Here is a 26,209-nt window from a genome sequence, read left to right as displayed (position 1 = left end):
AACGGCCATGTACACACTGCCGGCTGCGCGCTAGCCTATGGCCCAATACAACCTATAAACGAGTAACATATGAACCGTCTTAGCAAAGTTATGAGCAAAATCGAACGTCTACCTAGCGGCCTGCAACCTACCGTTCGTTCCTTTGTTTTAGGGAAAATTATTCGATTTGCAGGTACTGCATCGTGTCGAGTAGAAACACTGCGCCCAGAAACCTGTGTTATTCGTTTGAAGAATCGCCGTAAAGTGCAAAACCATATCGGTAGCGTTCATGCCGCAGCCATGGCGCTATTAGCTGAATCTGCGACTGGCTTTATGGCAGGCATGACCGTTCCCGATGATCGTATCTTAGTGATTCGTAGTATGGAGCTGACCTATTTAAAGCGTGCATCAGGTGATATGACCGCCGTTGCAAGTTTTAGTGACGAGCAACTTGAATACGTTCGCAACACACCCAAAGGCGACATTTCCGTTCCTGTGGTTATTACCGATGAGACGGGAACAGAAACCGTAAAAGCTGAAATGATCTGGGCTTGGACACCGAAGAAAAAGTAACTCTTCAAACCAGTAGCGCCAAAACAAAAATACCCCGCTGTACGAATACAGACGGGGTAAAAACATTGTCTTAAAGCCTAAGATTAAAGCTCTGAAGACGCCATATATTCTAAACGTTTACGTTCGCTGTCAATGTAATCTTCCCACTGACGAGCTGCGGCACTGGCCTCAGTGTACTCAGCCGCATCAGCAAACACAGCCGCAGCATGATCCAACTCGTTCAAATTGTATAAGGCTAGACCCTTGAGGATAAGTGCCTGAGAAGGTGTATTTAACCCACCCAACTTAATCGCCTTATCAACATTATTTAACGCTAACTCCCACTCTTGACGCTCGGTATGAATTTGCGCAAGTTTGTAGTAATCCTTACCACTTTGCGATTTTTCCGCAGCCTTACCCATAATTTCAATGGCTTTTTCGTATTCTTTAGCAAGCATCCAAGCATCGCCCAACAAAGATAAATTGCGTGCAGACAATTCAATCACGCCCTCATCCATGCCCGTTTTAATTACTATGGCGGCCTTAAAGGGAACATCCTGCCCTAGTAAGGCTTGAGCTAAATTAATACGCTCATTTTCACGCGTCAGTAGCTTTTGGTCGTAAGCCGTTTCGAGAGCGGATAGTTCCTTTTTAGGCTGCCCTAACTCGCTATATACTGCCGCTAGTTGTACCCAGTAATCACCTTTAGGATACAAAGATACTAAGTCTTTTAAACAACGTGCTAAGCCTTTAAAGTCTTTATTTTGATACAGCGCCGCACGCTCTAACAAAAACCAGTTTTCTGGTGGATTGCCTTGCTCTTTTTTCATGGCAATGGCTTTTTCTACATCCGGCAATGCCGCCGCATATCTTTCTAATTGAAAATTCATCTGCGCACGTAAGATAAAGGCTTCACTACCAGGTTCAGCTACCATGGCAAACCATTTATTCAAAGCTGAAATAGCCTTCTCGTACTTCTCCCCCATTAGATACAGCTTTGCTAAGCTGTATTGAGTGGTTTGCTCCAAGCTCTCCGGAATATTATTGACCGCTAGCACTTGTTCGTATGCCTGCGCAGCTTTATCCAATTGCTCTTGGTTAAAATAGACGTAGGCATACATGTTGTAAGTCATCGCCTGTTCGTAAGAGTTACGCTTACGCTTTTCAAGAGCGGCCAATGCATTGAGAGCTTCCGTCGGCCTGCCTTCATCTGCATGAACTCGTGCAGCTTCTAATTTCTCATAAATCTCAGGACGCAAGGTCTGAGTTCTACGCACCCGCTTAGAAGACGCTTCACTGGAACTTCCTTCTGCCGCTTGAGCAACCGAGATAATCGGTGTTGCAGCAATAGTGGCAGTCAAAACCATGCTAGATAATAAGCAAGTTAACGTTAATTTTTTCATAGCATTAGCCCTCTATCGGCTTTTATCCAACTCAAAACGGATGATGTTTCGTACACCGGGAACTTCTACCGGCGTACCGTTCACCATTTTCGGCTTGTACTTGAATTTACTGGCGGCATTAATAGCTGCGCTATCGAATACCCCTGGGGGGTCAGATTCAATCACTGTAGGATTAATCACGGTCCCTAAGGTCGACACCGTAAACTCAACTACCACATACCCTTCAATGCCGCGTTGGGCTGCACGACGAGGATACGTCGGCGCAACCTTAACAATCGGTAAATACTCACCGTCGCCTGTTCCGCCCGTTAATCCCGCATCAACGGTTAAATTATTCGCCATCTGAAAACCGCCCATATCCATGCTGGACGTATCTGCCTGCGACATTTCTGGCTTCGGCATATCGGGTTTCGGTGGTTCTTTTTGTGCTACTGGCGGCTTTTTCGGGGCGCGCTCTTTGGTCTGCACATCATCATCAGGCTTATCCATCACAAAGCTTTGAATACGACCAAAATCTTGTTCGTTTAATACCGACCCACCGGTACTAATTAAACTTTGCATCATCCAAAACACCGCAAAGGTGGCAACAACTGCCACCACCAGTGCAATAGCGAAACGCAATAAGGTTGCAGGCATCGTAGAGATTGCTGCAGACATAATCAGCGCTCCTCTGTAGCCAAGGATACGTCGTAAACACCTGCTTGACGTGCCGCATCCATAACCGCAACGAGAGTCTTGGTAGTCGCGTCTTCATCGGCCTGAATTACCACGGTTCCTTGAGGATTTTCCGCGTGCATACGCTCGATGTTAGCGCGTACCTGACTCGCATCAACGCGACGCTTATTGATCCAAATTTCATTCATATCGTTAATGCCGATCAAAATATTGGCACGCGGCTTAGATTGCGCTGTGCTTGCATCTGGGCGATTAACTTCGATACCAGATTCTTTAACGAACGATGCCGTTACGATAAAGAAAATCAGCATAATAAAAACCACGTCGAGCATTGGCGTGATATCGATCTCGCCTTCTTCTGCTGCTGGGGTCAAATTTGAGAAACTACGTTTCATAGCAAAAAGTCTCTGTTAATGGTCGAAGGTTAATTGGTCTTCGAGCCTAATTTTTTCGCGTTTGATATAACGATCAAGCAGCGACTGAGCAAATACACCAGTAAGTGCGCCAACCATCCCAGCCATCGTTGGGATAGTTGCCTTCGAAATCCCCGAAGCCATCGCTTTAGGGCTGCCATTACCGATAAAAGCCATCACATCAAATACTTCAATCATGCCAGTTACCGTGCCGAGTAAACCAAATAAAGGCGCTAAGCCAATAAGCATTTTGATGGTGCTCATATTCGCTTGTAAGCCAATATTTAGGCTTGTAATTAACTCGTGACGAATTTGATGAGCTGCCCAAGATGTGCGTTCTTTACGTGCTTCCCACTCTTGCTTAGCTGCTGCTAATGCAGCACGGTGAGAGAAAATAAAGTAACCAGCACGCTCTAGGACCATCAACCACAAGATCAGGATTAATCCGAAGATGGCGTAGAGGACATCGCCTCCACGCTCCATAAACAGATAAACCGGTTCGTAAAATTCACCGAACATAATGGTTACGCCGCTTTAGCTGGTGACTGAGTCTGTTCTGATTGGCGTGCCAAAATCCCTGTGGCGCGCTCTTCCAGAATCATCATTAATTCACGGCTACGGTTATTCGTTAATGTGTGTAAGAACACACAAGGAATCGCCGCAACTAGACCGAGAACAGTGGTCACCAAGGCTTGAGAAATACCACCCGCCATTAATTTAGGATCGCCAGTGCCGAATAAAGACATAGTTTCGAATACGTCGATCATACCGGTTACCGTACCCAGTAGACCCAACAGCGGCGCCACAACAGAGATGATTTTAATCCAACCAATAGCGCGAGTTAGGCGCGGAATTTCAGCCGCAATAGCTTCACCTAAATGCAATTCTAATGTTTCGGTATCGGCTTTATTATTGGCGTTATATACCGCCATAACACGACCCAACGCATTATTTTCGTTTGCACTTTCGTTATTCATTTGTGCACGAATGCGCATCGCTTCAAGGTTAAGAACAATCATGCGCCAGATAGCTAAAGCAATACCGATAGCGCCTAAAACAATAATGATGTAACCAACCACACCACCTTGATCAACACGATCTCCAAGCTCTGGTGATTGACCCATAATTTTTAATAACTGACCGCGTGATGGATCAATCCAAAAGCCAGTCATAGCCGAGCCAGTAGCCGCTTCTAATTCAGCCGCTGGGTCGGTGTAACGGCTACCCGGTTGCTTATCAAGCTCAACCAAGCGACCCGTTTCTAGATCCCAGTTTAGATACTTACCGCCAGACACAGCATTAAAGCCGCCAATGCGAACCACTGGACGTGCAACGGTTTCACCTGAAGGCAATACAACTTCAGCATTGTACTTAGAGATACGACCGCTATACGTTGCTTCACGCTGCATTTCGAACCAAAGCTTTTCTAGTTCTTCGATCGACGGCAACTTAGAAGTAGATCCCGCCGTTTGAATAAGGTCGGTTAAAAATGCTTCGCGACCAGGTAATTCAGAGCTAACCACAGAACCTTCAAAAACAGCTTTAGTATCGCCAGCCACTTGTTGCAGAACGCCGAATAACTCTTTCAAGCTACCCATACGGTTGGTTAAGCGCTCTTGGGCATCTGCAATTTTGGTTTCTTGGTCGCGAAACTGACCTTCTTTAGTCGCACTTAAATTTTCAAGGCGAGCGCGTTCTGCTTTGGCATCAGCCAGCATTTTTTCTTGCTGCGCACGCGACTGATTAAATTCATTTAAACGTGCTTTAAACGCTTTATCGTCACGCGCTTGCCCTTGCTCAACTAGGTTCAACAAAGAATCGACACCAACTGGCTCGGCATTCACTGAAGGAACTAAGCTAAGAGCTAAAGCTGCAGCTAGAAATAGGTTAGATAATTTCATTAGTAGGCCTCCTGTGGGGCGGCAACCGGTACTTTAATAAGATCTGGAGCGGCTTGTTCACGGGCGATACGAATACCCGCAATTAATTTACTTTTATAAGCCGCATCCATCGGCTCCCAAGCATTACTAGCGGTATTCCACATACCTAATTCTTGGCCATCCAATGACTGATACATTAAGGCAATACGTCCAACACGAAGGAAATCCACTTCGCGTTCAGTGCCGTTATTCGCTAGGCTGCCACGATACGATTCAATCGTGCGACCGTAGTCAACTTCAGCTTGGTAAGCTTCCATTACCTTGCGATATTTCTCGGCAACGGTAACGTCAGAACGGCCCATTAAATCTTTTAATTTAGCGACGCGCTTTGATCTTTCTTCTTTCAAAAAAGGTACATCTGCAGCGACAAATTGATCAATGGCATCAATCATACGCAACATCAAAGGCGTAATCTGGCGCTCGACCAAGGTCACTTGCTCAATACTGGTTTCAATATTAACCAGTTCGCTTTGCTGGGCATTTAATTGACGATCCAACTGGGAAACGTAGACGTTTAAGCCTTCAATTTCTTTGGCGATGGCACGGTATTCACGCTCAGCTTCACGTGTAGTGCTATCAATTGAATCTATTTTTTGCTGCGATTTCTGCGCGTTAGCAACACGCTCTACACCTTCGTTAAGGGCTTTATCTACTGTGTTTGCAGCGTATGCAGCCGAGCTGCCGATTACTGCGCTTGCACTAAGCAACGCAGTAACTAAAAGAGTTTTGGATCGCATTGGCTTGGCCATGATGGTTACCTATGGTGACGTCGGCCTACGCTAGAGCGGAGGCAACTACTTAAAAATTCTGAGACACCATACCCGCGTTTGATGACAGTTCTATTACATGACAAAACGACTTCATTTTTATGACAGGACTTTCTACGACAGCCAATAAATATGCGGCTTAGAGACTAATTAGAAGAAAAAATAAACAAAAAAAACGGCGCCCTTAGGCGCCGCTTTATTTCGAACTAAGTTCTTATTCTGGAGCGTTAACAGAAGTTAATGCATCCAAAGAACCTGGGATAATCCAGCCAGTAGTCCAATCGTCTGTACCATCTGGGTTAACCGCACCAGCATAAGTTGTTGCTTCGAAAGCGAAGTTTGAACCGTTATCTACTGCAGTAAAGTCAGCAGTAATACCGTCAGTTACTTCAGAGTTCAGTGCAGCGCCAGCAGCGTTAAACGTGATCGCAGCAGCTGATGATACTGGAGTACCAGAAGCTGGCTCATCATTTTTAGCAAGAGTCAAAGTACCGTCACAAATTAAGTCCTGAACAGAAACGTTAGTTTCTTCAGAATCTTTCATTTCATAACAGCCTGAAGTGAAACCAGTTACAACGATTTTAGCAAGATCCGCTTCAACTTGACCACGTAGTTTGATACCTGGCTGACCATCGTTGATTTCGCCACCGATCAAAGTCACGTTAGCAATTGCCGCGTGAGTTTGTGGAGTTTGTTCTGACTTAGCTTTGTCTGAGTTACCTTCGATACCGCGTGGGTCGTTTGAACCGCTATGCGTTGCACCAGGCGTTTGGTTTTTAACAACAATAGCGAACTGTACGTTACCCATGTAACCAGAATCGAAATCGATATCGTCGTCGTCGTTACCAGTTAATACCGCGTGAGTTACGTTAACTGTACCGCCGAACCACTCGATACCATCGTCCAAGTTGTTGTGTACTTGGATGTAGTCGATCGTAGTGCCGTGACCAACACCCATCAAAGTTAAGCCGTTAACTTCGTTATCCACACCTACTGATTTACCAGCTTCTGCGATACGAACGTATTTAATAACACCGCTATTATCACCTGGGATATTACCGCCGTATTTACCAACGCCGTCACCGCCTTCACCCGTTACGTTACATACTGCAGTTTCAGTATAAACCGCAGTATCATCTGGACCTTCAGCAAAACAAGCGCCAGTGTTACCTTGACCGTATTGTGGAGCGAAACCTTGCACGATCACGCCGCCCCATTCCGCCATACCGTCTAAGTTATCATCCACTGAACTGAAAGTAATCGGAGCAGCAGCAGTACCCTCTGCCATCAGCTTAGAACCACGAGTAACAACCAAAATACCTGAATTTTCGGCACGTACGTTAGAACCAGCTTCGATAGTCAGTGTTACACCGTCGTTTTGAGCCGCTGTTACGTCTGAAGGCGCTGTGAAAGCGATGTTACCGCGACCAACACGTACCAAACCTTCCAAAATGTATTTCACATCAGCAGACATAGTGAAATCTTCGTTGATGGTGCCAGTTACGTAGCACTCATCACCTGCTGTATTACAATCTAAAAAGCTATAGCTAGGGCTTGGATTAGTTGTGTTAGAAGAGCTGTTGTTGCTATCGCCACCACAACCCACAAGGCTTGCTGCTACCAAAGCAACCGCCAAATAATTCTTTTCGAACGTCATTATTAAATCCTCTTAAATCGAGTTACTAGCTTATTAAGTGCGTATAGTTTTACGCACTTATGTTGCAATTAAATTACAGCCTTAAAATTGATACTCAACGGAGGCACTAAAATCTGTACCTTCGTAATATTTTTCGTAATCAACACCATCTTGGGTGTAGCGTACGGCTTCATCGGTAATATTCGATACTTTCGCTTTTACAAGGAATGTCTCCGTCACGTCATAGCGATAAACGATGTCAAATGTCATACGTCCTTCCTCAATAATTGCACCACCGTCACCGCGAGATGTCGCATAAATGCGATCATCAAAATAATTAGCCAATAAGGTTAATGATTGACCGGTAGCCAATTCGTCGAAGCCGAGTTGTAAATTACCGAGATATTTAGACTGCCCCTGTAATTCGCGTGATGAAACGCCTTCTAAACGCTCGGCATCAGTACCTGCGAGATCCACTTTTGAATCAACGTAGGCCATGTTTCCAGACACAAATGCGCTTAATGAATCGGTTTCTAAATAATTCACGCGGAAATCTAATTCCAAACCACTCAACTCTGCGCTTGGTACATTGCGGAAGGTATAACCTTCGGCTGCCGAACCATCAGCATCAGGAACTCCACGCTCAATCGGGTCAGTAATGTTTTTATAAAATAGTGCAGCACTGACGCTTTCTTCATCAGAGAAGTAGTACTCGCCACGCAGATCGAAGTTATCGATATGTGAAATTTCTAAATCCGGATTACCGATTAATTCTTTATCGGTTTCTGGATCATACTGAACAGATTCCGAACGCTCGGTAATACCTGGGCGGGATACCGTTTGAGTAGCACTCGCACGCACCTGCGTATCTTCACTAACACGCCAGTTGGCAGAAATAACTGGCAAGACATAGCTGTTATCTAATTTGCTGGTCGAATTTTCTTCTTTACCTGGATAGGTTAATTCTTGTGCAACGCTTTCATAACGCAGACCAGCAAGAACACTGACGGTGTCCATGTCCAGCTCGCTAGAAAGATAGACTGCAGATATATCTTCATTGGCTTCATAATCGTCGGTCTGAGTTGTTGAACCCGCGAACGACACTAAGCCACTTTCAATATTTGCATCATTGAAGATTTCATCCGGTGTTTTGGTCGCATCAACCGGCGCTGTTACTGTATTGCTCGCATACCGAGCTAAATCAACTTCACGATCTTTAGTCGTAAATGAAAGACCTGCTTTATTACGTACCATCCAATTATCGAGCAATATTTCACTGGTATAGTCGACACCAAGATCGTAAGTACTTTCAGTTAGGTCGGAATAGCGACGTTCGATAGAACCTTCAAGAGAAAAATCACTTGCACCCGTTGTGGTACGGCTATAGCGATAAGCTCGACGATCCGGCTCGTAACGAGAGGTTTGCGCAACACCAAGACGCCATGCAACTGAGTCGTCACCGAAACCGTCGAAGTGGTGAGTACCCGAGAATTGTTGTCCCAGATACTGACGTTCCACCCATTGCAAAGTGGTTTTGGCGAATTCTTTATCGTTCGCTACGTCATTCGTTAAAGCAGTTTTAATCGTGTCATCGGTTTTACGTAGCAGTAATGTGCGGCTTTGATATTCAGAGTTCGCACCTTCGTAACCGTAGAAGAAGTAACCCGCCATATCGATTTTACGAGCCGTACGCTCATAACTTCCAACAACACCTGAATCGTTAGTTTCAGCGTCATGACGTGCCGTCCATTTATCGTTGTAGCTAAATGCACCGTAGGTTCCGGTGGCAGCGTCACCTTCTTCATTTAAAGTACCAAACGATACTGAAAAACCACGAGCAGGCTTAGCTTCAACCTGCTGTACGCCGTAGGTATGATCAAATGACTGAGTAAAATTAATTTTTTCGTCAGTAGTAGTGCCACGTGGAAACGCGTTACCGCCATCAGTAAAGCTTTCGGCAAACGACGGTTGCTCGCGCGTACCATCATCAACACCTAGAAAATCCGTACCGCCACCTTCATAGCCATTCACATCACTAAAGGTTGTGCGCGAGTTCATACCTAAAGTCGCACTGACTTTACCGCCGGTAACATCAGGCATTCCTTTGGTTGTCATACCAATAGAACCACCAGTCGAATCACCTGGTAAATCTGGAGTGAAACTCTTTTGAATATCAATGCCACCCAACACGCTAGCTGGGAATAAATCTAACGGCACGTCACGACGCATGGGATCAGTACTAGGCATAAGGCTGCCGTTAAGCGTCGAGGAGATATACCGACCTGCCAGACCGCGTACAACCGCAAATTGCCCGCCGACAACAGAAACACCAGCAACACGAGTAAGCGCTGAGGCCGCGGAAGAATCACCAAAGCGTGACATTTGCTCAGAACCGATGGCATCTAATACCGCAGAGGAATCACGCTCTTGGGCTGTCGCGGTAGAGGGAATATAAGAACCAACGGCTACCACTTCTTCAATTACGCCGTTGCCAGACAAGCTCATGGTCATATTGACGCCAGTCGTAACTCCGCTCATAACACGTAGGCCGCTAACATCGCGTTTGCCGTAGTTAGGATGAGCAATCGTTAATGCGTATTCACCACGAGGAAGTTCGAATGCATATTCACCATTTTCGTCGGTCATGACCGCTTGATCAGTGCCGTCGATAGCAATACGCGCGCCGCTCACTGGGCCACCGGTTTCATCAGACATCAAAGTACCAGCGATTTGGCCGACGGCCGTCGCATCGACCTGACCAGGTAAATACACTTTGACCTCTGGCATGGCTTCGCCACCGACGATGTCGACTTGAACTTCAGCATTCTCATCGCTGCTGGCGGTGTCGAAATCAAATTCGCCCAACCATTCTCCAAATTGAGAAAGTTCTACTTTATGAGCACCAGCAGGAATGTCGAATGTAGCGAAACCAGCACTATTCACTAGTTGCTTCTGACCATTGACGCTCACGGCTATATCACGCATGGCATTGCCGTCTTCAGTTACATAAAAGACGGCTTCGCCTGCCATAAGATTTGAAGCCAGCAAAGACGACGCCGCAGTTAGCAGCACTCGAGTTGGTTTCATGATGTCCCCCAGAGGATGTAAATTTAAACGCACACTGCAATCAGACGATCACAGCCAAAAGATGAGTGTGGGCAATTTACTACGAACTTATGACAGCTTTGTTACAGAGAGGAGTCAGACAGAGAAGAGGATTTAGTTAGAAAGAAAAAGCCGCTATTGGCCCAGCAAGTGTGCTCGAAATGAAGATAATTGTTCTTCGGGAGTCTCTAGTTTTTGAATGATTTTGTCGACTTGCGCTAGCTCATCGACCATGAAATCAATAAACAAACGAACTTTTTTTGGTAAGTACTGACGCGATGGGTAGGCCAACGAGATCGGCTGTGGACGTATCTGCCAATCGCGCAATAAAGGTATCAGGTGCCCAGAAAGAATTTCTTCACCGGCTAATAAATAAGGTACTTCACCAATCCCCGCTCCATGAACAATGCTATTCACGGCCCCAGCAATTAAATTAGTCACCATATTAGGTTCGATATCAACCTCAACCGTCTCCCCCGTGATCTTGTGGGTTAGCGCTAGATGCAAAGGCTGTTTGCCCTCACCGATTTTAACCGAACGCAAAGCAGCTAACTCTGAGGGAACTTGCGGAACACCATGCTCGGCTAGATAAGCAGGGCTAGCACAGATAACAGAATTGGATTCCGTCAGTATGCGCGAAACTAAGGAAGAATCTGGCTGAAGACCAATATAAACCCCTAGATCAAAGCCATCTTGAATAAGGTTAAATTGTCTATCAGTGTATGTAACTTCGATACGCACATCGGGATATAAGCGCTGATAACGAGCAAAGTAATGCCCCATTAATCCACTACCCGCAATAACGGGAGCTACGATACGTAATAAGCCGTGAGGGCTGGCTTCACGATCAGCAATCATGCGATGCGCTTCGTGTATTTCTTTGACACTCTGCGAGCAACTGGAGTAATACGCATGGCCAACCTCAGTAAGGTGAAGCTGGCGCGTTGTTCGCTGTAACAAGCGAACGCCTAATGCTTCCTCCAGTTCGGCGACCATACGACTCACTCGAGACTTAGTCATCCCAAGTGATTTCGCTGCCGCAGTAAAGCTCCCTTCATCGACCACTCGAATAAAAACACTTAACTGGTTTAGATCAAGCATTAAGGAATCGCTGGTTGTTGCAACACCATAAATTGATTGGCATCGACGTCAGTTAACTCAGTCACCGTGCCGTTTGGCCATTCAACTCGTAAAGTATCGACTTTAGAATGCGCTGCCAAACCAAAATGTAATTCAGGCGCATTATTCGAAATAAAGTTATTTTCAAAGCGCATTTCACGGTATTGATTTAATTCACCTAAGCCAGCGAGATCGCCAATGAGCCCCCCTAAAATGCTTGCTGCATTATAAACGTACACTTTAGCACCATAAGCAAAGCGATTGCCGCCATCGCCGCGCAACTGCAAATTCAGAAAATTGTCCCCAAAATTGGCTATTCGACGATGATGATTTTCATAATATGTAGGCTTACCTGTATTGTTGATAATTAAAATATCAACATCGCCATCACGATCAAAATCATTGCAGACGATACCTCTTCCTTCTCCTGAATCATTAACCTGTTTTAAAGCTGCTTCTTCACTAAAGGAGCCGTCTTTATTATTCATAAATAGATGAGCCGGCTTATTTTGGAATTCAGACCATTTTGATTCAGTATTCTCAATTGCGAAAGCAGCTAAATAGAACTCAGACAACCTCGAAATAAGCGTTGCATCTGATCCTAAATCAAGTCCAAAACGACTCAAAAAATCTGAATAACCACCAATAGAATCAAGTACAGCGGATACAAACTCATCAGCAGATTGATAATCAGCCGCCATCAAGTCCTCTATATTGGAAATGCCGATATCACCTAGTAGAGGTAACAGCTCATAGTCAAACCCGTCATATTTATAACCGTAACCATTTACCTGATAGATATCGAGCCAACCATCGTTATTGAAGTCCTTGATACAAGTACCCCAAGCCCAGTTACCGTTGCGAACACCGCTGGACTCAGTTATGTCACTGAGAACAATGCCCTCGCCAGGAACAGAATCATTGCGATACAGTCGATTACCAGTGGCGCCCCAATTAGACTCCGTCTCAGTTTCAGCGCCACTCATTACTTCTTCGTCATAAATACTGCTAATAAACCAATCGAGATCACCATCGTTATCGATGTCACCTAACGCCGCACCCATACCGTTTTCATCGGTGATAACGGCAGGATCGGTGACATTGCTAAAACTACCATCACCTTGTTTTTCATAAACTTGTGTCCGCAAAAAATCCGCAGCGCTTAACAAATCTGTCAAGCCATCACCGTTCATATCAGCAAAGTTAGGAGTGAAAGTGAAATCACGCTCACCAAATTGACCGGAGAAACCATATTCGCTTCCCGCAGGTGTGAAATACCCCAAGCCGTCATTCAGCCATAAATGCACTTCTTCGAGCGGTGCGCCCAGATCCCAATGAGATAGGAATACGTCTAAATCACCATCTCCATCCACATCCGAAAAAGCCCCACTTAAAGTCTTACGACTCACCTGAAAGCCAGAGTCTGTTTGCGCAATAAACTTGCCTTTACCATCGTTAAACCAAATACGAGGAGTACTGCCTAAAATATTGCCGACAAACAAGTCAGGCCAAGCGTCTCCATTTAAATCAACCAGAGCAACAGGGGCTAAATCCTCGATAAGTGGCAACCCGAAGTTATCGGATGCCAAGGTAAATACCCTACCATCGTTGAGATAAATACCAACACCGTTAACATCACCACTATCAATTACTAAATCTAAATCACAATCGCCGTCCAAATCCGCTGAAGCGGCAGATCCAGTATTTAAAACAGGTTCATAATTGGAATAAAAATTCGCCAACATCTTGCTGGAAATAGTTCGTTGAACATCAAAGCCAACATTAGTTCTTTTACGAAATTGATAGATGATGTCGGCTTCCACTGGAGTCGCGACATTAGAAACCTCACATCCGCCCACCTGATAGGTTGGAACAACGCCTAAATCGGGCGAATTTCCAGTGCCAACCTCAGTAACATCAGGCACAGAAATATCAAATACGGCAGAGTTGTCGAACGCTAGCAACAACTCAGGATCTAAACGATGCCCATCGACACTTGGGGTTGTGTAGTCTGGCATCCACTTACTAACGCAAGTAAAGTCCTGCAAACAGTTGGAACTTAAGGTTTGCAAGAAGGCAACCATGTCCGCTATTTCGCTGCTATCTAAAGCACCCTTGGTATATTTTGCCCTGCGTGTAGGGCTAGTTAACTGTAGCGCTATAGAATCAAGTGCTTCCGCTGTATTGGTCGAATACTTACTGGTATTGACTCCCAAACCTGAAAATTGAGGTAACGAATCTAAGGAGTAATCATAGTTAGCAGCGCTATCACTTGGAGTGTAGTGCCACTGAATAGCAGTTTCTAAATCAGGTAAACTTCCAGCATGCATATAAGGTGAGGTCAGTGCCACATTGAGCAAGCTAGGCGTTCTAAATGCGTGCCTATCCATAATCGAACGAGACACGTTATATCGACCAAAATCTTTAGCATTAGCATTCTTACCTCTTCCTATTTGAGGAGTAGCAAGAACATAAAAATTCTCGTCTGAAAAATGCGAGCCGCTATGGCACTGATAACAGCCTCCATCTTCAAGATCAGAGAAGAACTTTGCCGCACCGCGTTTAGCCGAATCAGAAATGGCCGCAGAATCGCCTGCAACATATGCAAAAAAAGGATTATCCAAAGCCACCTGAGAGCGCTGATATTCCGACAAGGCTTTAGCGATATTAGAATAGCCAACAATTTCTTCACTAGAACTCACATAATCGTTATAGGTTTCGCGAAAATAGGGTTCCCAGCCGCGATCAACAAGCCGTTGCGTTAGTAGATCTCGGCTGTCATGCGACGTTGAACCTGAATTCGAAGCAAAACCTCGCATTTCAGTGGTCGACGTTACCGGAAAACGAGCTTGAGCTTCCGTCAAATTACTTCCAGCTAAGGGATCAGGCCCACTAGCGAAGCTATCCGGTGTACGAATAAGTGTATTTTCACCATTTTCTACCACAGGCGAAAGACGAATGTAACGATCATAATCCAACATTACGGCTTCAATACGACCATCCCAAAACATAGCAGAGTCGTAAAAAGCAATATTGAACGTTGTCGGGCTATTACGCGGTACGTTAGGTCCAAAGTCAGACTTCGGATCAATGTAGAAATTGCCATCATGCCGACGACCAGGGCCAACGACATCAGGATCATGAGCACCCACACCTACAGGCAAAGACAAATTATCAGTGCCCGCTAGACGGGGATCATGGCAAGAAGCACAAGCGACATCATCACCAAAACTCAACGATTTACTAAAAAATAGCTCTTTGCCTAATACTGCTATGGAATCTGTCGGTGAAGGAAGTACACGCGCGGTCAGCTCTGACACGTCAAAAGACTTGTTCAGTAGGAGTATTCGTAATTCAGTATCAAGAGCATTAGCGGTATCTGTACCCGAGCCAGCATCCGTACCGGTGCCCGTACCCGTGCCGGTATCTGGGCCAGTGCTGGTATCTGTGCCGGTATCTGTGCCGGTATCTGTACTAGTGCCTGCTCCTCCACCGCCACACGCTAGGAGAATAGAGGACGCTATTATTATTAGAAACGCCTTCATTTTTATCCCTGTATTAATTTAACTACAACCACACAGTCAACAAGACTGTCTCTAGATACACAACTTGGCTCAATTAGAATAACCAGCATCATTTTGAGCCAAAACCAAACGTCTGTCGCGACATTAATATCTAAATACTGCCGGAAGTGTAGTAGATGTCTAAGGTATATAAGGTAAGAAGTTTGTCAGGTATATGGCAAGGACCCTAAGAGTCAGATTAGAAGAAAAAAAGGTGACATACCGCGAAGTACATCACCTTTTGATAGCGCTAATTGAATATAGCGGCTTTAACGCGTTACTGATTCATTAGCCTTGAGAGAGAAGCTCACGTAGATCAATGATCGCTGCGTTAGCACGTGAAATATATGAGGCCATAACCAAAGAATGATTAGCAAATAAGCCAAAACCGCTACCGCTCAAAATCACAGGTGAACCTAAAGGCTCTTGGGTACCTTCCAGTTCGCGAATGATCTGACGAACACCTACCAAGGCGTTCTTCTTCTCTAGCACTTCTCTAAAATCGACTTCAATCGCATGCAATATTTGCAGTAAAGCCCATGAGGTACCGCGAGCTTCATAGAAAACGTCATCAACTTCAGTCCAAGGCGTTTTCACTTCTTCTTCGTCAGGAGTCGGAGTCGACTGCTGAACACCAACATCGGTATTCAAACGACGTCGTGCTACAGAAGCACTCAAACGCTGAGACAAGCTTCCTAAACGAGTTTCCACATCAAACAACCACTGACGCAGGTTATCGGAACGGGCATAAAACTGTGCCGTCGGTTCTTGCGGATCAGATAAACGGGCTAAGTAGCTATGAAGAGCTGCAATACCGCGTTCGTACTCGCCTTCAGTGTCTGGAATAAATGTACTGTTCGCATCAAAATGCAGTTGCGGTTCAGCTATAGCTAAATCTTTATCTTCTGTTGATTGGCTTTGCGAGCGGCTGAAATCCTTACGCAATGCTCGAGCAAAATCGCGCACCTGAACCAACACACCAAATTCCCAATTAGGAACGTTATCTAACCAAACACCTGGAGGGGTAACATCATTGCTAAGGTAGCCGCCGGGCTTATGCAAAAGAGTCTCTGTTACTTTGATCAAGGTCGAAGTGGTCGTAAAACCCGTAACGACTTTCACACCCATTTCTTCCGCACGCTTTTCAGCGACTTCGGTAACGGAAAACTGCTCGGGTTCTGTACTCCAAAAATAGCCAACCACTACGGCAACGAGTAAATAAACCACTACCACAGCGACAATTAAGCGCCCCGTTGAGCTACCGCCACTGCGATCGGCCCACCAATCCTGCAAGCGCTCTTTCGTATCTTGGATTCGATCCTGAAACTGACCACTCATACCCTTTTATTCCTTAATGCCTGAAATAACTTAACCAACGTATTGGAATGCAAGCCTAAACGCCTTGCTCTGTTGGTACAAGACGATACTCGAAATCACAGAACTTAGCTGGGTGATAACAAGCCAGACGTACAATGACAGTATTGTCACATAGGCATTTTAGTGCAGCCATGACCGTCGCGCCGCCACATACAACAAGGCCGGTCAACCCTTCGATTTACCGGCCTTATTGTCTTGCCCTAAGAGAATCGTCGCTTACATGCGATAGTTCATCTGCAAGGATACGCCGAGGGCATCCACGTCGTAGGTGCCTTGGGCGTTTTCAACACCGGACACTTGATCGTTAAGGTCGTAGTCGTATTCATTTAACTTTGAATCATCAATCAACAAGTACGCGATACCCAAATCAAAACTGATATCGTTATTAAGGTCATAGCGAGCACCCGCCGTTAGCCACTGGCGATCCGTATCAGGAACACGAGCGGTACGATGATCGTCACTTACTGGGGCTTCGTCATAGGCATAACCGCCACGCAACAGCCAACGCTGATCAATACGGTAGCTAGCGCCAACAGCCCAAGATAGTGTGTCGTGCCACTTTTCAACGATGTGGCCAATATAGTTATCACCTAAGCCACTCAGGTCATCAATCAGACCCGGCTTAGTCGCAATGATGTCGAAGTACTTAAATACCGACCAATCCGTCCAAGTAGCGCCAGCCTGCAACTGCAAGTTATCGGTCGCTTGATGCGCCAAACTCAAAGTAGCAGAACGCGGTGTGGTTAATGGTACGCGTGATGCCTGAGAGTCGACTTGGCCGGTTGCACCATCGACAGGATAAATACCTGCGGGGTAAGGGCCTGCGTCGCCATCAGGATCGGTATAAGCCACCACGCCTGATGATTGAATAAACTTAGAATCGCCCACTAATTCTAAGTCCACTTCTGACCGGTAGGTAAAGCCTAACGTCGTGCGCGCCGTGACATCCCAAATCAAACCTAAGTTCCAGCCGTAACCTAAGTCATTACCTTCTACTTCAAAGTTGTTTTCGTAGCCTTGATAGTCGGTATTACCTAATTGCGGATGACCTGGTACATACGGCACTAAGTCTAATTGCTTAGAGAGCAAACCATGGGCGTACATGATGTCGATACCGCCACCAATGGCTAAAGTATCACTCACACGATAAGAAAACGTTGGCTGAAAATCGATGGTGGTTAATTCAGTTTCATCGGCAAACCCACCAACCAAAGCATTGCTGGAATAATCCGTGTGCGTTCCAAAGGGAGCGAAAATACCAAAACCAAACGCTACCTTGTCGTCCACGGGGTGCACATAATAAACAAATGGAATCGTCGCATTTGGGACGAAGTCGCCACCATCGTCATAGGCATTACCCTCAGCAGCGTCGGGTACACCAGCAGGGTTAGTACGAGTACCTTCAAAGCTACCTTTAACATCGATATAAGTAGCACCAAAACTTAACTCAGAGCGCTTCAGCTTACTCATAGCTGCAGGGTTATAGAAAACAACAGATGCATCATCAGCAACGGCTGCTCGTCCCGCATAGGCAGTGCCGACACCGCTAGCGCTTTGCTCGTTTACTTTATAGCCCGACGCGTATGCAGTACTCATCAAGACAATAGAAGCGCCGGTAAATCCCGCACGCAAAAGAATAGCTTTCATATCACTCCCCGAACCAAACACATGACCAAATGGGCCAAATTTGCGCGAGTATGCCAGCCAAAACAAACTCAATATGTGTTTTTGTTGGATGTTTATGTAATTTTATGAAACAAACACGTCGTAAATAGACTAGAAAAAGCATGAAAAGGCAGCATGACGCCAGTAATCACGGGGCTTATAATGACAGCAATCGATATTGGACCTTCCTATGCAACGCTCTGTGCACCTCGCTATCCACCCTATCGCTATCGCTCACACACCCTTTAGTGAGAAATTTTCCATTCCGCGCCAGCCTGGATTAGCACCAGCCGCCATCGCTAAAATTGAATTGCTCCCACCTTATGATGATCCATTGGCGTTTGAGGGTTTAGACCAAGTGTCGCATGTTTGGTTGCTATTTCATTTTCATGGCGTCCCCAGTGCTCAGAGTGATACTCGCTTGCGTGTGCGCCCACCGCGCTTAGGCGGAAATGAAAAAATCGGGGTATTCGCTAGCCGCAGCACGCATAGGCCGAATGGCATTGGCCAGTCCTTAGTGAAGGTAGAACGGATCGAAGGCTGCTGTTTATGGGTGAGTGGCGTCGATCTACTTAATGGCACGCCTATTATCGATATAAAGCCCTACGTCCCCTACGCCGATTGTTTAGCAAGCGCATACAACCATATCGCGCCAGACACACCCGCACTTATAGAAGTGAACTGGTGCGAAAGCGCTTTGCACGCAGCAAACCAACAAGCCCAGCGTTTACAGCAAGAAGTGATCGCATTAATCGAGCAATGTTTGGCTCAAGACCCGCGTCCTGCTTACCAAAAGCACCAGCCTGAACGTGAATACGGCGCACAGTTCTGGGACATCAATGTGCGCTGGCGTTACCCAACCGCCACCAGCATTGAAGTGATCAAGGTAACTCAGGTGAGCCCTAGCCAAGTGGATAGCAGCCACGTAAATAGTGAACACGGGAATGACGGGAAATAAAAAGCCCACGAGTATGTGGGCTTCATAGAGTTAGGCTGCAATAAACAAATTGGTCTATATCACGATTTTATAGCGACCAATCGATGCACGGTTTGCATCATGGAAGTCAAACCACGATCTCGAAAACGCACCTCTTCATTAATCTGCTCGCGACATTCCATCTCATCAATCTGATAGCTAGCGGCGTAGTGATCATTTACTTCGCTGGTCGAAATTGCGAATGGCGGGCCATCCATAACGTCGCGATCATAGTCAACCGTTACTAACAACTGAGGAGCCGAATGGGTAATCGCCATTAAGTGCCGAGCATAGTCTTGACGCATTTCTGGCGGCAAAGCAATCAGTGCAGCACGATCATAAATGACATCCACAGGACCAATATCCCGCGCTGTTAGCTTAAAGAAGTCGCCCCCGATCAATAGAATTCCGGCGGCACGATATAGGATCAAACCATCCACCGTTTGCTTGTCTACTGCCAAACCAAATTCGCCTTCAATTTGATCTGCCAAGGCATCCAGTGCAACCTCGCTCAGCTCCGCAGCTACCACTTGATAACCCGCACGCAGTATCCAGATGATATCGACAGTTTTGCCGCATAAAGGGACAAATACACGGGATCCAATATCCACTGGCATGGTATGCCAATGGTTCACTAGCGCCGGATTTGCCTTGTCTTTGTGAAAGCCAATTTCATTACGCTGCCAGCGCTCAAGCCAAAAATCTGTTTCCATAAGAATTCCTCAATCATTACGGCTCACATCGAAGTTCGATATGGGCGGGCAACATTGTACGTGATACGTCCATAAAAAAATCCTCCAAGATTTTACTCGTGGAGGATGTTGATAATCCAAGCAAGCGACACGATTACGCTTTCTTGCAGTAGGCCGCAATAATCACAATACGGCTACCATTTACGCGTCCTTCAATGTGCAAAGGATTATCAGACAAAGAAATACCGCGAACTACCGTGCCACGTTTAGCGGTAAAGTTGGCACCTTTCACATCCAAATCTTTAATCAGAGTCACGTTATCGCCAGCCGCTAGCGCAGCACCGTTAGAATCTAGCGTCACTTCACGATGTTCTGCCGCAAGGCTGGTTTCAGCCCACTTACGCGTATCTTCATCAAGATACATCATCTCTAGCGCATCTTGCGCCCAAGACTCAGTCGATAATTTGGTTAATAGACGAAAGGCAGCAACCTGAACTGCGGGGACTTGGCTCCACATGCTGTCGCTCAAACAACGCCAGTGATTCGCATCTAAATCACCTGAAGTGATCTGACCTGCACAGGTGTCACACACCAAAATATTGTTATCCATACTCGCCAGCGCAGACTCAGGTGGAACTTGGTAGGCCGTCAAATTGTTAGTCGACGTGCACAGTTCGCAGGCACTATTACTACGTTGACTTAACGTTTCTTCGAGAGACATGATAAATACCCATAAAAATTTGCGGGCTATTATGCACTATTATGGAGAATCGAGCCACGGGAGCTATTAGGCCAAAACGCAGATAGCAAAACGCCGATGCTCGGCATCGGCGTTTTGAAGATCATTGAATAGCGATGCTATCGCTCTCAGCCTACCTGTAGCTCTGCTACGTCCGGATGACGTTTTTCCCAATCGTTAATCAAATAATTTTGATCAATATCCGATGGATGAAAACCGGTATGAAAAAATTCGCGTAGGCCTTTTAGATTATCGCGCAAAATACCTTTTTTACCCCAAAAGAATTGCGTCGCTTCTTTCCATTCACGCCAGCTAGGAAAATGACGATCTGACTTTAATAGTAGAAACTGGTAATAAGCCAAGCGACAAAACAAGCCGCCCACTGCAACCACCATAATGCGCTTGCGCATAAATTCTTTATTCACAAAAGCGCGATAAACATCAAAGGCGACCGCTTTATGTTCTATTTCTTCCACCGCGTGCCAAAGCATCATTTTACGCACTGTCGGATCGACAGTATTCATCGCCTCAGGATTCTTTAATAAAAACTCAGCCAACGATGCGGTAAAATGCTCCATAGCAACCGTTAACGCTAACTGGCGCTCACGACTCAGTGTTTTTAGAAAAGCGACTCGCTTGTGCAAACGGTCGGTGATCGCTTGCATCGGAAAGCCCATATCACCAATGGCTTTATTTAACGCTTCATGTGAGATGCCATGATGGGCTTCTTGTCCTATAAAACCTTTAATATCGGCCTTCATTTTCTCATCAGTAATGTCGTCTTTGAAATTACGAACCGAGTGAATAAAAAAACGCTCACCATCTGGAAATAGCGCCGATAATGCATAGAAAAACGTACTAACAAGTGAATTATTGTTAAACGTGTATTTTTTCATAGGGGTTTCTGTATCAAACGCCATACGACGAGGCTTGATGCCGATCGATTCAGAATTATTGTTCGCATTAGTCATAATAAACTCCCTCAAAGGGCTATCGGGCAAATCGGTCTGCAATAACAATAGCAGACTCTTTTGTTATATTTTGTCATTCGTTATGGCCAGATAGAACATACCTGACGTGCAACCACTATGACATACTGCCCCATCGGCAAGCGGGTGCTAAGCTTGCAGCTTGTGGTTCTAAACTAGCAATGTGAGTCGTATGACTATAAAAACAGTCGGTGTTGGCGATTACCGAATATCGTCAGATTACTTGATACTTCTGACCGAACTCGGCTTCGAACGCGGAATATCCGCATCTGAACTACTGAAGGATACCGGCCTACCAGAGACCCTGCTGTTTCAGCCCGACGTATCAGTAGGCCACGAGTCAGCACTAAAAATGCTGCAGCGTTTTTGTGACCTAACCAACGATTTATCCATTGCCTTGGAATACGGCAAGCGTATGACATTATCCAAACATGGAGCACTTGGATTTGCCGCGCAATATAGTGAAACCATGGTCGATGCCGCGCAAAAAGTCGTCCTCTATATTGAAACCCGAATCCAATTATTTGATATGGAAAGAAAGCTAGATGACAAGCATCGTCATCTATCCATCACCCCCAAATTTGACCATCCTGCAGGCCAGTTTTTAGTACTCGCTTTTCTATCGAGTGTCGAAACCATTTGCCGCACATTGGTCGCACCAAGCAGTAAAACAGCACAAAGCACCATATACATCCAAGACAACACGGACCTCAGTAACCAAACCATTCTTGCAAACTGCACTATCGAATCGGGCTCAAGTCTAAACCGTTTAACTTGGCCAAGAGCGGCGCTTGAAGGACAGCTATCCTTCTTCAACCCAAATTTAGAGAACCTTGCTGAAAACGAACTAAAGCAAGCCCTCCATTCCGTTGCCGAAAGTGCCACGTTATCGGCCCGAGTCCGTGAAATATTGCTCGAACACATCGCTGAAATGCCAACCGTAGACAGCGTTGCCTCGACCTTATGTATGTCTGCTGCCACGCTAAACCGCAAGCTTAAAGCTGAACAACGCAGCTTTCAGCAAATTAAAGACAGCGTCCGTTACACCCAAGCACAGCGTTTGCTTAAAGACGGCATACTATCCATCGACATTATTGCCGAGCAATTAGGCTATAGTGATGCCAGCAATTTCGCTAAAGCGTTCAAAGGCTGGGCGGGACAATCTCCCTCCCTATATAGGCAAGAGCACCGCCAAGAGCAGCGCAAAACCAACTGATTTACGGCATAAACACAGTTCACCTTTTCACTGCACGGTGAAATGGTTATGCTGCGCGGTTTTCTGCTGTTAATCGCCTGATCCGGAGTTCCGCATGTCTTCTGCCCGCCAAATCATAACTTACGAACAACTGCACTCTCTGTGGTTGCGTTGGCAGGCCATGTCGCCGCGCCCACCGCTTGATCGTTGGCTAAAGCAACATGCCGCTGGCTGGCGTCGTCATCAGGGCGAGCCGATGCCAATGGCCGTCAGTGATGCCATGATCCAAGGCGTGCGCTACATGCAGCTTGCCTGTGCATTAGAAGCCGTGCAGCGCCAAGGCGCGAATATTGATTGGATGACTTGGGATGATACCTGGCAGCCAGATGACAGCGATCAATTAAGCCGCAATAACTTCTGGTACTGGATTCATCAACGCTGTGAAGGTCGCTGGCGGGTACCGCAAGACTGGAATAGTGGCTCGCGCAAGCAATGCTTTATCGACTTCCAAGAACGCGCGATGAGCAACCCGCTCTCGCCGGAATGGATGCTATGGCACGGTTTGCGTCCACAATGGTTACCATTATTACAGCAACGCGCAGAACGCAGCCGTTGGAGCGACATGGATCTGCAACGCTTTGTTGAACAGCAAAGCGCCCGCCCACCGCTCTGGTTGCGCATTAACACCAACGAATCACCAGAAGCTATTTTGCCGCAATTGCTGGATGCCGGAATTCAAGCCGATATCCGTAATGGCACCTTATGCGCTCAAGGTGGCAACGGCTTACAGCAAAGCGAACCTTACAAAGCAGGCAAGGTAGAGATTCAAGATCTAGCCAGCCAACAATTATCCAATATGGTTGCTGCTCGCAAAGGCGATAAAGTATGGGATTGCTGTGCCGGAGCCGGTGGTAAAACCTTAGCGATTGCTAGCCGCATGGAACAAAAAGGGGTAGTCGTTGCGACTGACTTACACCAATTCAAGCTAGATGAGCTTAAACGTCGAGCCAAACGCGCCAGCTACCTGAATATCCGTACCTTTACTTGGGATGCCGAAGCGCCGCTGCGCTTACCTGCAGAGGTTGCACGTCAGCAAGGTTTCGATTGGGTACTGATTGATGCACCTTGTACTGCATCAGGTACGTGGCGTCGCAATGCCGATGCTCGTTGGCGTTTTGATGCTTCCGACAGTGCAGAGATGGAAGCATTACAGCAAAAAATTCTAAACAACGCATGTGCTGCGGTACGCAAAGGCGGACACATGGTGTACGCAACGTGTAGCTGGCAGCTAAGCGAGAACGAAGAAGCTGTGGCTACTTTCCTAGCAAATCATCCTGAGTTCACTTTAGAGTCGCAACAAATGGTCGGTGCACCACAACAAGATGCTGACTGTATGTTTGTCGCCAAGATGACTCGAATGGCCTAATCGTCAAACTACGATCCTTCTTCTATACTCTGATGGCAGGCGACTCTGCTCCAAGAGGTGAAGAAGGATGGTAATTTCAAGCAAGCGCTGCACTCTTCTAAGCGCAGTGTTGATAGGTTTATTCAGTGCAATCAGCGCTGCAGATACCGTTCGCATCACAACCATTACTGATAACCCTCTTACTCCCCTCGGTATGAGAATCATGAGCCATGCTTACGGCGAACTAGGCTACGATGTTCAATACATTGAGGCCCCATCCGCCCGTTCACTTGAGCTTCTCGATAGCGGTCTAGCCGATGCTGAGCTGGGTAGAATAGATGGTCAGCAACTGGAATATCACAACCTCGTTAAAATCCCCGTGTCTCTAACCATGATTCGAATAGGTGCTTTCACACACAGGCACGACGTAACTGAAGCAAGCTGGGAATCCTTTAAAAACCTTCGCTTAGGTGTTGTACGTGGCTCTAAATTCTATAACTCCGCACCATCCGAATTAACAACCTACTTTGTCGACCGAGCGCCACAATTACTGGACTTACTGATGGCCAATCGCATTGATGTTGCCATTATGGAGCAATCCGTAGGACGGTATTTAATCAAAACCGGCGGATATACTGGGATCAAGCAACTACAGGGAGAGCTTGGTCATTTTGACGTGTATCACTACATCCATAAACAGCGCGCGAATCTTATTCCTCAGATGACTGACGAACTTACAAAGATGGAAAAGGAAGGGATGTTGAAGCAAATGCGAGAAGAATTTGATCGAAGAATACTGGGGCCCTCCTCACTTAACTAAACAAGGAGAGCACCCGCATTAAGCAAAAATACTTAGATGCAGTAAATCTTCAACGGCGGGAAGCCATTAAATTCCACAGCACTGTATGTCGTGGTGTAAGCACCGGTAGAGAACCAGTACATACGATCGCCGCTCGCCAAGTTTAACGGCAACTCATACTTGTACTGTTCGTACAAAATATCAGCGCTATCACACGTTGGACCAGCAATAACCACTTCTTCGCACTCACCTTGTTTTTCAACATATAGCGGGTACTTAATGGCTTCGTCCATCGTTTCGATGAAACCACCGAACTTACCGATGTCGGTATATACCCAACGATGCAAACCTGTACGGTTTTTACGGCTGACTAAAACAACTTCACTCACTAGAATACCGGCGTTAGCCGCTAGCGAACGACCAGGTTCCAAAATAATTTCTGGCATGTCGTCGCCGAAGTCTTCTTTCAAGAAACGAGTAATCTCTTCTGCATACACTTCTAAAGTATTGGTACGGCTAATGTAGTTAGCAGGAAAGCCGCCACCTAAGTTAACCATTTTCAGATCAATACCGTCTTCGTCTTTGAGACGCTCGAAAATCCACTTAACTTTCGCAATAGCCGAATCCCAAACGCCGATATCACGTTGCTGAGAACCCACATGGAAAGAAATACCGTAAGGTACTAAGCCTAAATCGCGCGCCATGATGCAAAGATCCAGTGCCATATCCACTTGGCAACCAAATTTGCGTGATAATGGCCAATCAGCAGTTTGTGAGCCTTCGGTTAAAATACGCACAAATACACGAGCGCCTGGTGCTGCTTTGGCAATATTGCGCAAGTCAGCTTCAGAATCGGTCGCGAAAAGATTTACGCCCTTCTCAAAGAAATAACGAATATCTTTAGCTTTTTTGATGGTATTACCATAACTAACGCGATCGCCAGTTACACCCATCGCCAACACTTTGTCTAACTCGTAGCGAGATGCCACGTCGAAGTTACACCCACGATCACGCAGAATTGCCAGCAACTCGTCCGCTGGATTCGCTTTGATCGCATAATACGTTTTCGCGTACGGAAAACAGCCCATCAAATTATCTAATTGACGAGTAAATGTAGCGGTATCAAACACCAAACACGGTGTCTCTTGTTGATCCGCAAAATTCTTAATGCGTGCAAAGGTCTCGGCGTCGTAGTAATCCTGGGGTTTGCTCAACATCGG

21 protein-coding genes are annotated in these 26,209 nt (G+C 46.2%); 5 read left to right on the top strand and 16 right to left on the bottom strand.

Features of this window, described 5'->3' with window-relative positions; all coding sequences use genetic code 11:
* Positions 1-69: 69 nt before the first annotated feature.
* Positions 70-552 (top strand): DUF4442 domain-containing protein, encoded by a 483-nt coding sequence (locus tag UXZ23_RS11895; RefSeq protein ID WP_320820783.1) that lies wholly within the window; start codon positions 70-72, stop codon positions 550-552.
* An 83-nt stretch (positions 553-635) separates the two neighbouring features.
* On the opposite strand, the gene UXZ23_RS11890 is transcribed toward UXZ23_RS11895, so the two are convergent.
* The 12 genes from UXZ23_RS11890 to UXZ23_RS11835 all read right to left on the bottom strand — a co-directional run bounded on the left by UXZ23_RS11890 (position 636) and on the right by UXZ23_RS11835 (position 18,176).
* A complete protein-coding gene (locus UXZ23_RS11890; protein ID WP_320820782.1) occupies positions 636-1,934 on the bottom strand; it encodes a tetratricopeptide repeat protein in 1,299 nt (432 codons plus the stop codon).
* A gap of 12 nt (positions 1,935-1,946) precedes the next feature.
* A complete protein-coding gene (locus UXZ23_RS11885; RefSeq protein WP_320820781.1) occupies positions 1,947-2,591 on the bottom strand; it encodes a TonB family protein in 645 nt (214 codons plus the stop codon).
* Between the two features lie 2 nt (positions 2,592-2,593).
* Positions 2,594-3,004 (bottom strand): biopolymer transporter ExbD, encoded by a 411-nt coding sequence (locus UXZ23_RS11880; protein WP_320820780.1) that lies wholly within the window; start codon positions 3,002-3,004, stop codon positions 2,594-2,596.
* A gap of 15 nt (positions 3,005-3,019) precedes the next feature.
* Positions 3,020-3,541: a MotA/TolQ/ExbB proton channel family protein gene (locus tag UXZ23_RS11875; RefSeq protein ID WP_320820779.1), complete on the bottom strand. Its 522-nt coding sequence runs from the start codon at positions 3,539-3,541 to the stop codon at positions 3,020-3,022.
* Positions 3,542-3,546: 5 nt separating this feature from the next.
* On the bottom strand, positions 3,547-4,923 hold the full coding sequence (locus UXZ23_RS11870; protein WP_320820778.1) for a MotA/TolQ/ExbB proton channel family protein: 1,377 nt from the start codon (positions 4,921-4,923) through the stop codon (positions 3,547-3,549).
* Positions 4,923-5,711, bottom strand: a complete 789-nt coding sequence (locus tag UXZ23_RS11865) for a DUF3450 domain-containing protein (RefSeq protein WP_320820777.1) — start codon at positions 5,709-5,711, stop codon at positions 4,923-4,925. The genes UXZ23_RS11870 and UXZ23_RS11865 overlap by 1 nt, the downstream gene beginning before the upstream one ends.
* Before the next feature lie 232 nt (positions 5,712-5,943).
* Positions 5,944-7,386 (bottom strand): hypothetical protein, encoded by a 1,443-nt coding sequence (locus UXZ23_RS11860; RefSeq protein WP_320820776.1) that lies wholly within the window; start codon positions 7,384-7,386, stop codon positions 5,944-5,946.
* Positions 7,387-7,467: 81 nt separating this feature from the next.
* Positions 7,468-10,452 carry a TonB-dependent receptor gene (locus UXZ23_RS11855; protein ID WP_320820775.1) on the bottom strand — a complete coding sequence of 995 codons (2,985 nt, stop codon included), beginning with the start codon at positions 10,450-10,452 and terminating at the stop codon, positions 7,468-7,470.
* Between the two features lie 153 nt (positions 10,453-10,605).
* Positions 10,606-11,571: a LysR family transcriptional regulator gene (locus UXZ23_RS11850; RefSeq protein WP_320820774.1), complete on the bottom strand. Its 966-nt coding sequence runs from the start codon at positions 11,569-11,571 to the stop codon at positions 10,606-10,608.
* Positions 11,571-15,134 (bottom strand): FG-GAP-like repeat-containing protein, encoded by a 3,564-nt coding sequence (locus UXZ23_RS11845; RefSeq protein WP_320820773.1) that lies wholly within the window; start codon positions 15,132-15,134, stop codon positions 11,571-11,573. Before UXZ23_RS11845 ends, UXZ23_RS11850 begins: the two co-directional genes overlap by 1 nt.
* A gap of 306 nt (positions 15,135-15,440) precedes the next feature.
* Positions 15,441-16,490 (bottom strand): DUF2333 family protein, encoded by a 1,050-nt coding sequence (locus UXZ23_RS11840; protein WP_320820772.1) that lies wholly within the window; start codon positions 16,488-16,490, stop codon positions 15,441-15,443.
* A gap of 255 nt (positions 16,491-16,745) precedes the next feature.
* The gene (locus UXZ23_RS11835) at positions 16,746-18,176 is read right to left on the bottom strand and encodes an OmpP1/FadL family transporter (RefSeq protein ID WP_320820771.1); all 1,431 of its coding nucleotides are present in this window, start codon (positions 18,174-18,176) and stop codon (positions 16,746-16,748) included.
* Positions 18,177-18,384: 208 nt separating this feature from the next.
* Here UXZ23_RS11835 and tsaA point away from each other — a divergent pair, with 208 nt between their 5' ends.
* Positions 18,385-19,152: a tRNA (N6-threonylcarbamoyladenosine(37)-N6)-methyltransferase TrmO gene (gene tsaA / locus UXZ23_RS11830; protein ID WP_320820770.1), complete on the top strand. Its 768-nt coding sequence runs from the start codon at positions 18,385-18,387 to the stop codon at positions 19,150-19,152.
* A 59-nt stretch (positions 19,153-19,211) separates the two neighbouring features.
* Here the strand turns inward: tsaA and tmpT are convergent, their stop codons facing one another.
* The 3 genes from tmpT to UXZ23_RS11815 form a co-directional block, all read right to left on the bottom strand.
* Positions 19,212-19,883: a thiopurine S-methyltransferase gene (gene tmpT / locus UXZ23_RS11825; protein ID WP_320820769.1), complete on the bottom strand. Its 672-nt coding sequence runs from the start codon at positions 19,881-19,883 to the stop codon at positions 19,212-19,214.
* Between the two features lie 133 nt (positions 19,884-20,016).
* Positions 20,017-20,583 carry a PhnA domain-containing protein gene (locus UXZ23_RS11820; RefSeq protein WP_320820768.1) on the bottom strand — a complete coding sequence of 189 codons (567 nt, stop codon included), beginning with the start codon at positions 20,581-20,583 and terminating at the stop codon, positions 20,017-20,019.
* A 146-nt stretch (positions 20,584-20,729) separates the two neighbouring features.
* Positions 20,730-21,572, bottom strand: a complete 843-nt coding sequence (locus UXZ23_RS11815; RefSeq protein WP_320820767.1) for a metal-dependent hydrolase — start codon at positions 21,570-21,572, stop codon at positions 20,730-20,732.
* Positions 21,573-21,762: 190 nt separating this feature from the next.
* On the opposite strand from UXZ23_RS11815, the gene UXZ23_RS11810 reads away from it, so the two are divergent.
* The 3 genes from UXZ23_RS11810 to UXZ23_RS11800 all read left to right on the top strand — a co-directional run bounded on the left by UXZ23_RS11810 (position 21,763) and on the right by UXZ23_RS11800 (position 25,010).
* Positions 21,763-22,806 (top strand): AraC family transcriptional regulator, encoded by a 1,044-nt coding sequence (locus UXZ23_RS11810; RefSeq protein ID WP_320820766.1) that lies wholly within the window; start codon positions 21,763-21,765, stop codon positions 22,804-22,806.
* Between the two features lie 94 nt (positions 22,807-22,900).
* On the top strand, positions 22,901-24,211 hold the full coding sequence (locus UXZ23_RS11805) for an RsmB/NOP family class I SAM-dependent RNA methyltransferase (protein ID WP_320820765.1): 1,311 nt from the start codon (positions 22,901-22,903) through the stop codon (positions 24,209-24,211).
* Positions 24,212-24,278: 67 nt separating this feature from the next.
* On the top strand, positions 24,279-25,010 hold the full coding sequence (locus tag UXZ23_RS11800; RefSeq protein ID WP_320820764.1) for a transporter substrate-binding domain-containing protein: 732 nt from the start codon (positions 24,279-24,281) through the stop codon (positions 25,008-25,010).
* A 32-nt stretch (positions 25,011-25,042) separates the two neighbouring features.
* On the opposite strand, the gene UXZ23_RS11795 is transcribed toward UXZ23_RS11800, so the two are convergent.
* Positions 25,043-26,206 carry a type III PLP-dependent enzyme gene (locus UXZ23_RS11795; protein ID WP_320820763.1) on the bottom strand — a complete coding sequence of 388 codons (1,164 nt, stop codon included), beginning with the start codon at positions 26,204-26,206 and terminating at the stop codon, positions 25,043-25,045.
* Positions 26,207-26,209 lie beyond the last annotated feature (3 nt).

The sequence above is a fragment of the Thalassolituus sp. genome (assembly GCF_034111725.1).
Classification (GTDB): domain Bacteria; phylum Pseudomonadota; class Gammaproteobacteria; order Pseudomonadales; family Oceanobacteraceae; genus Thalassolituus.
Note: the sequence above shows the minus strand (reverse complement) of the source record. Positions and strands in the feature narration are given on the sequence as shown.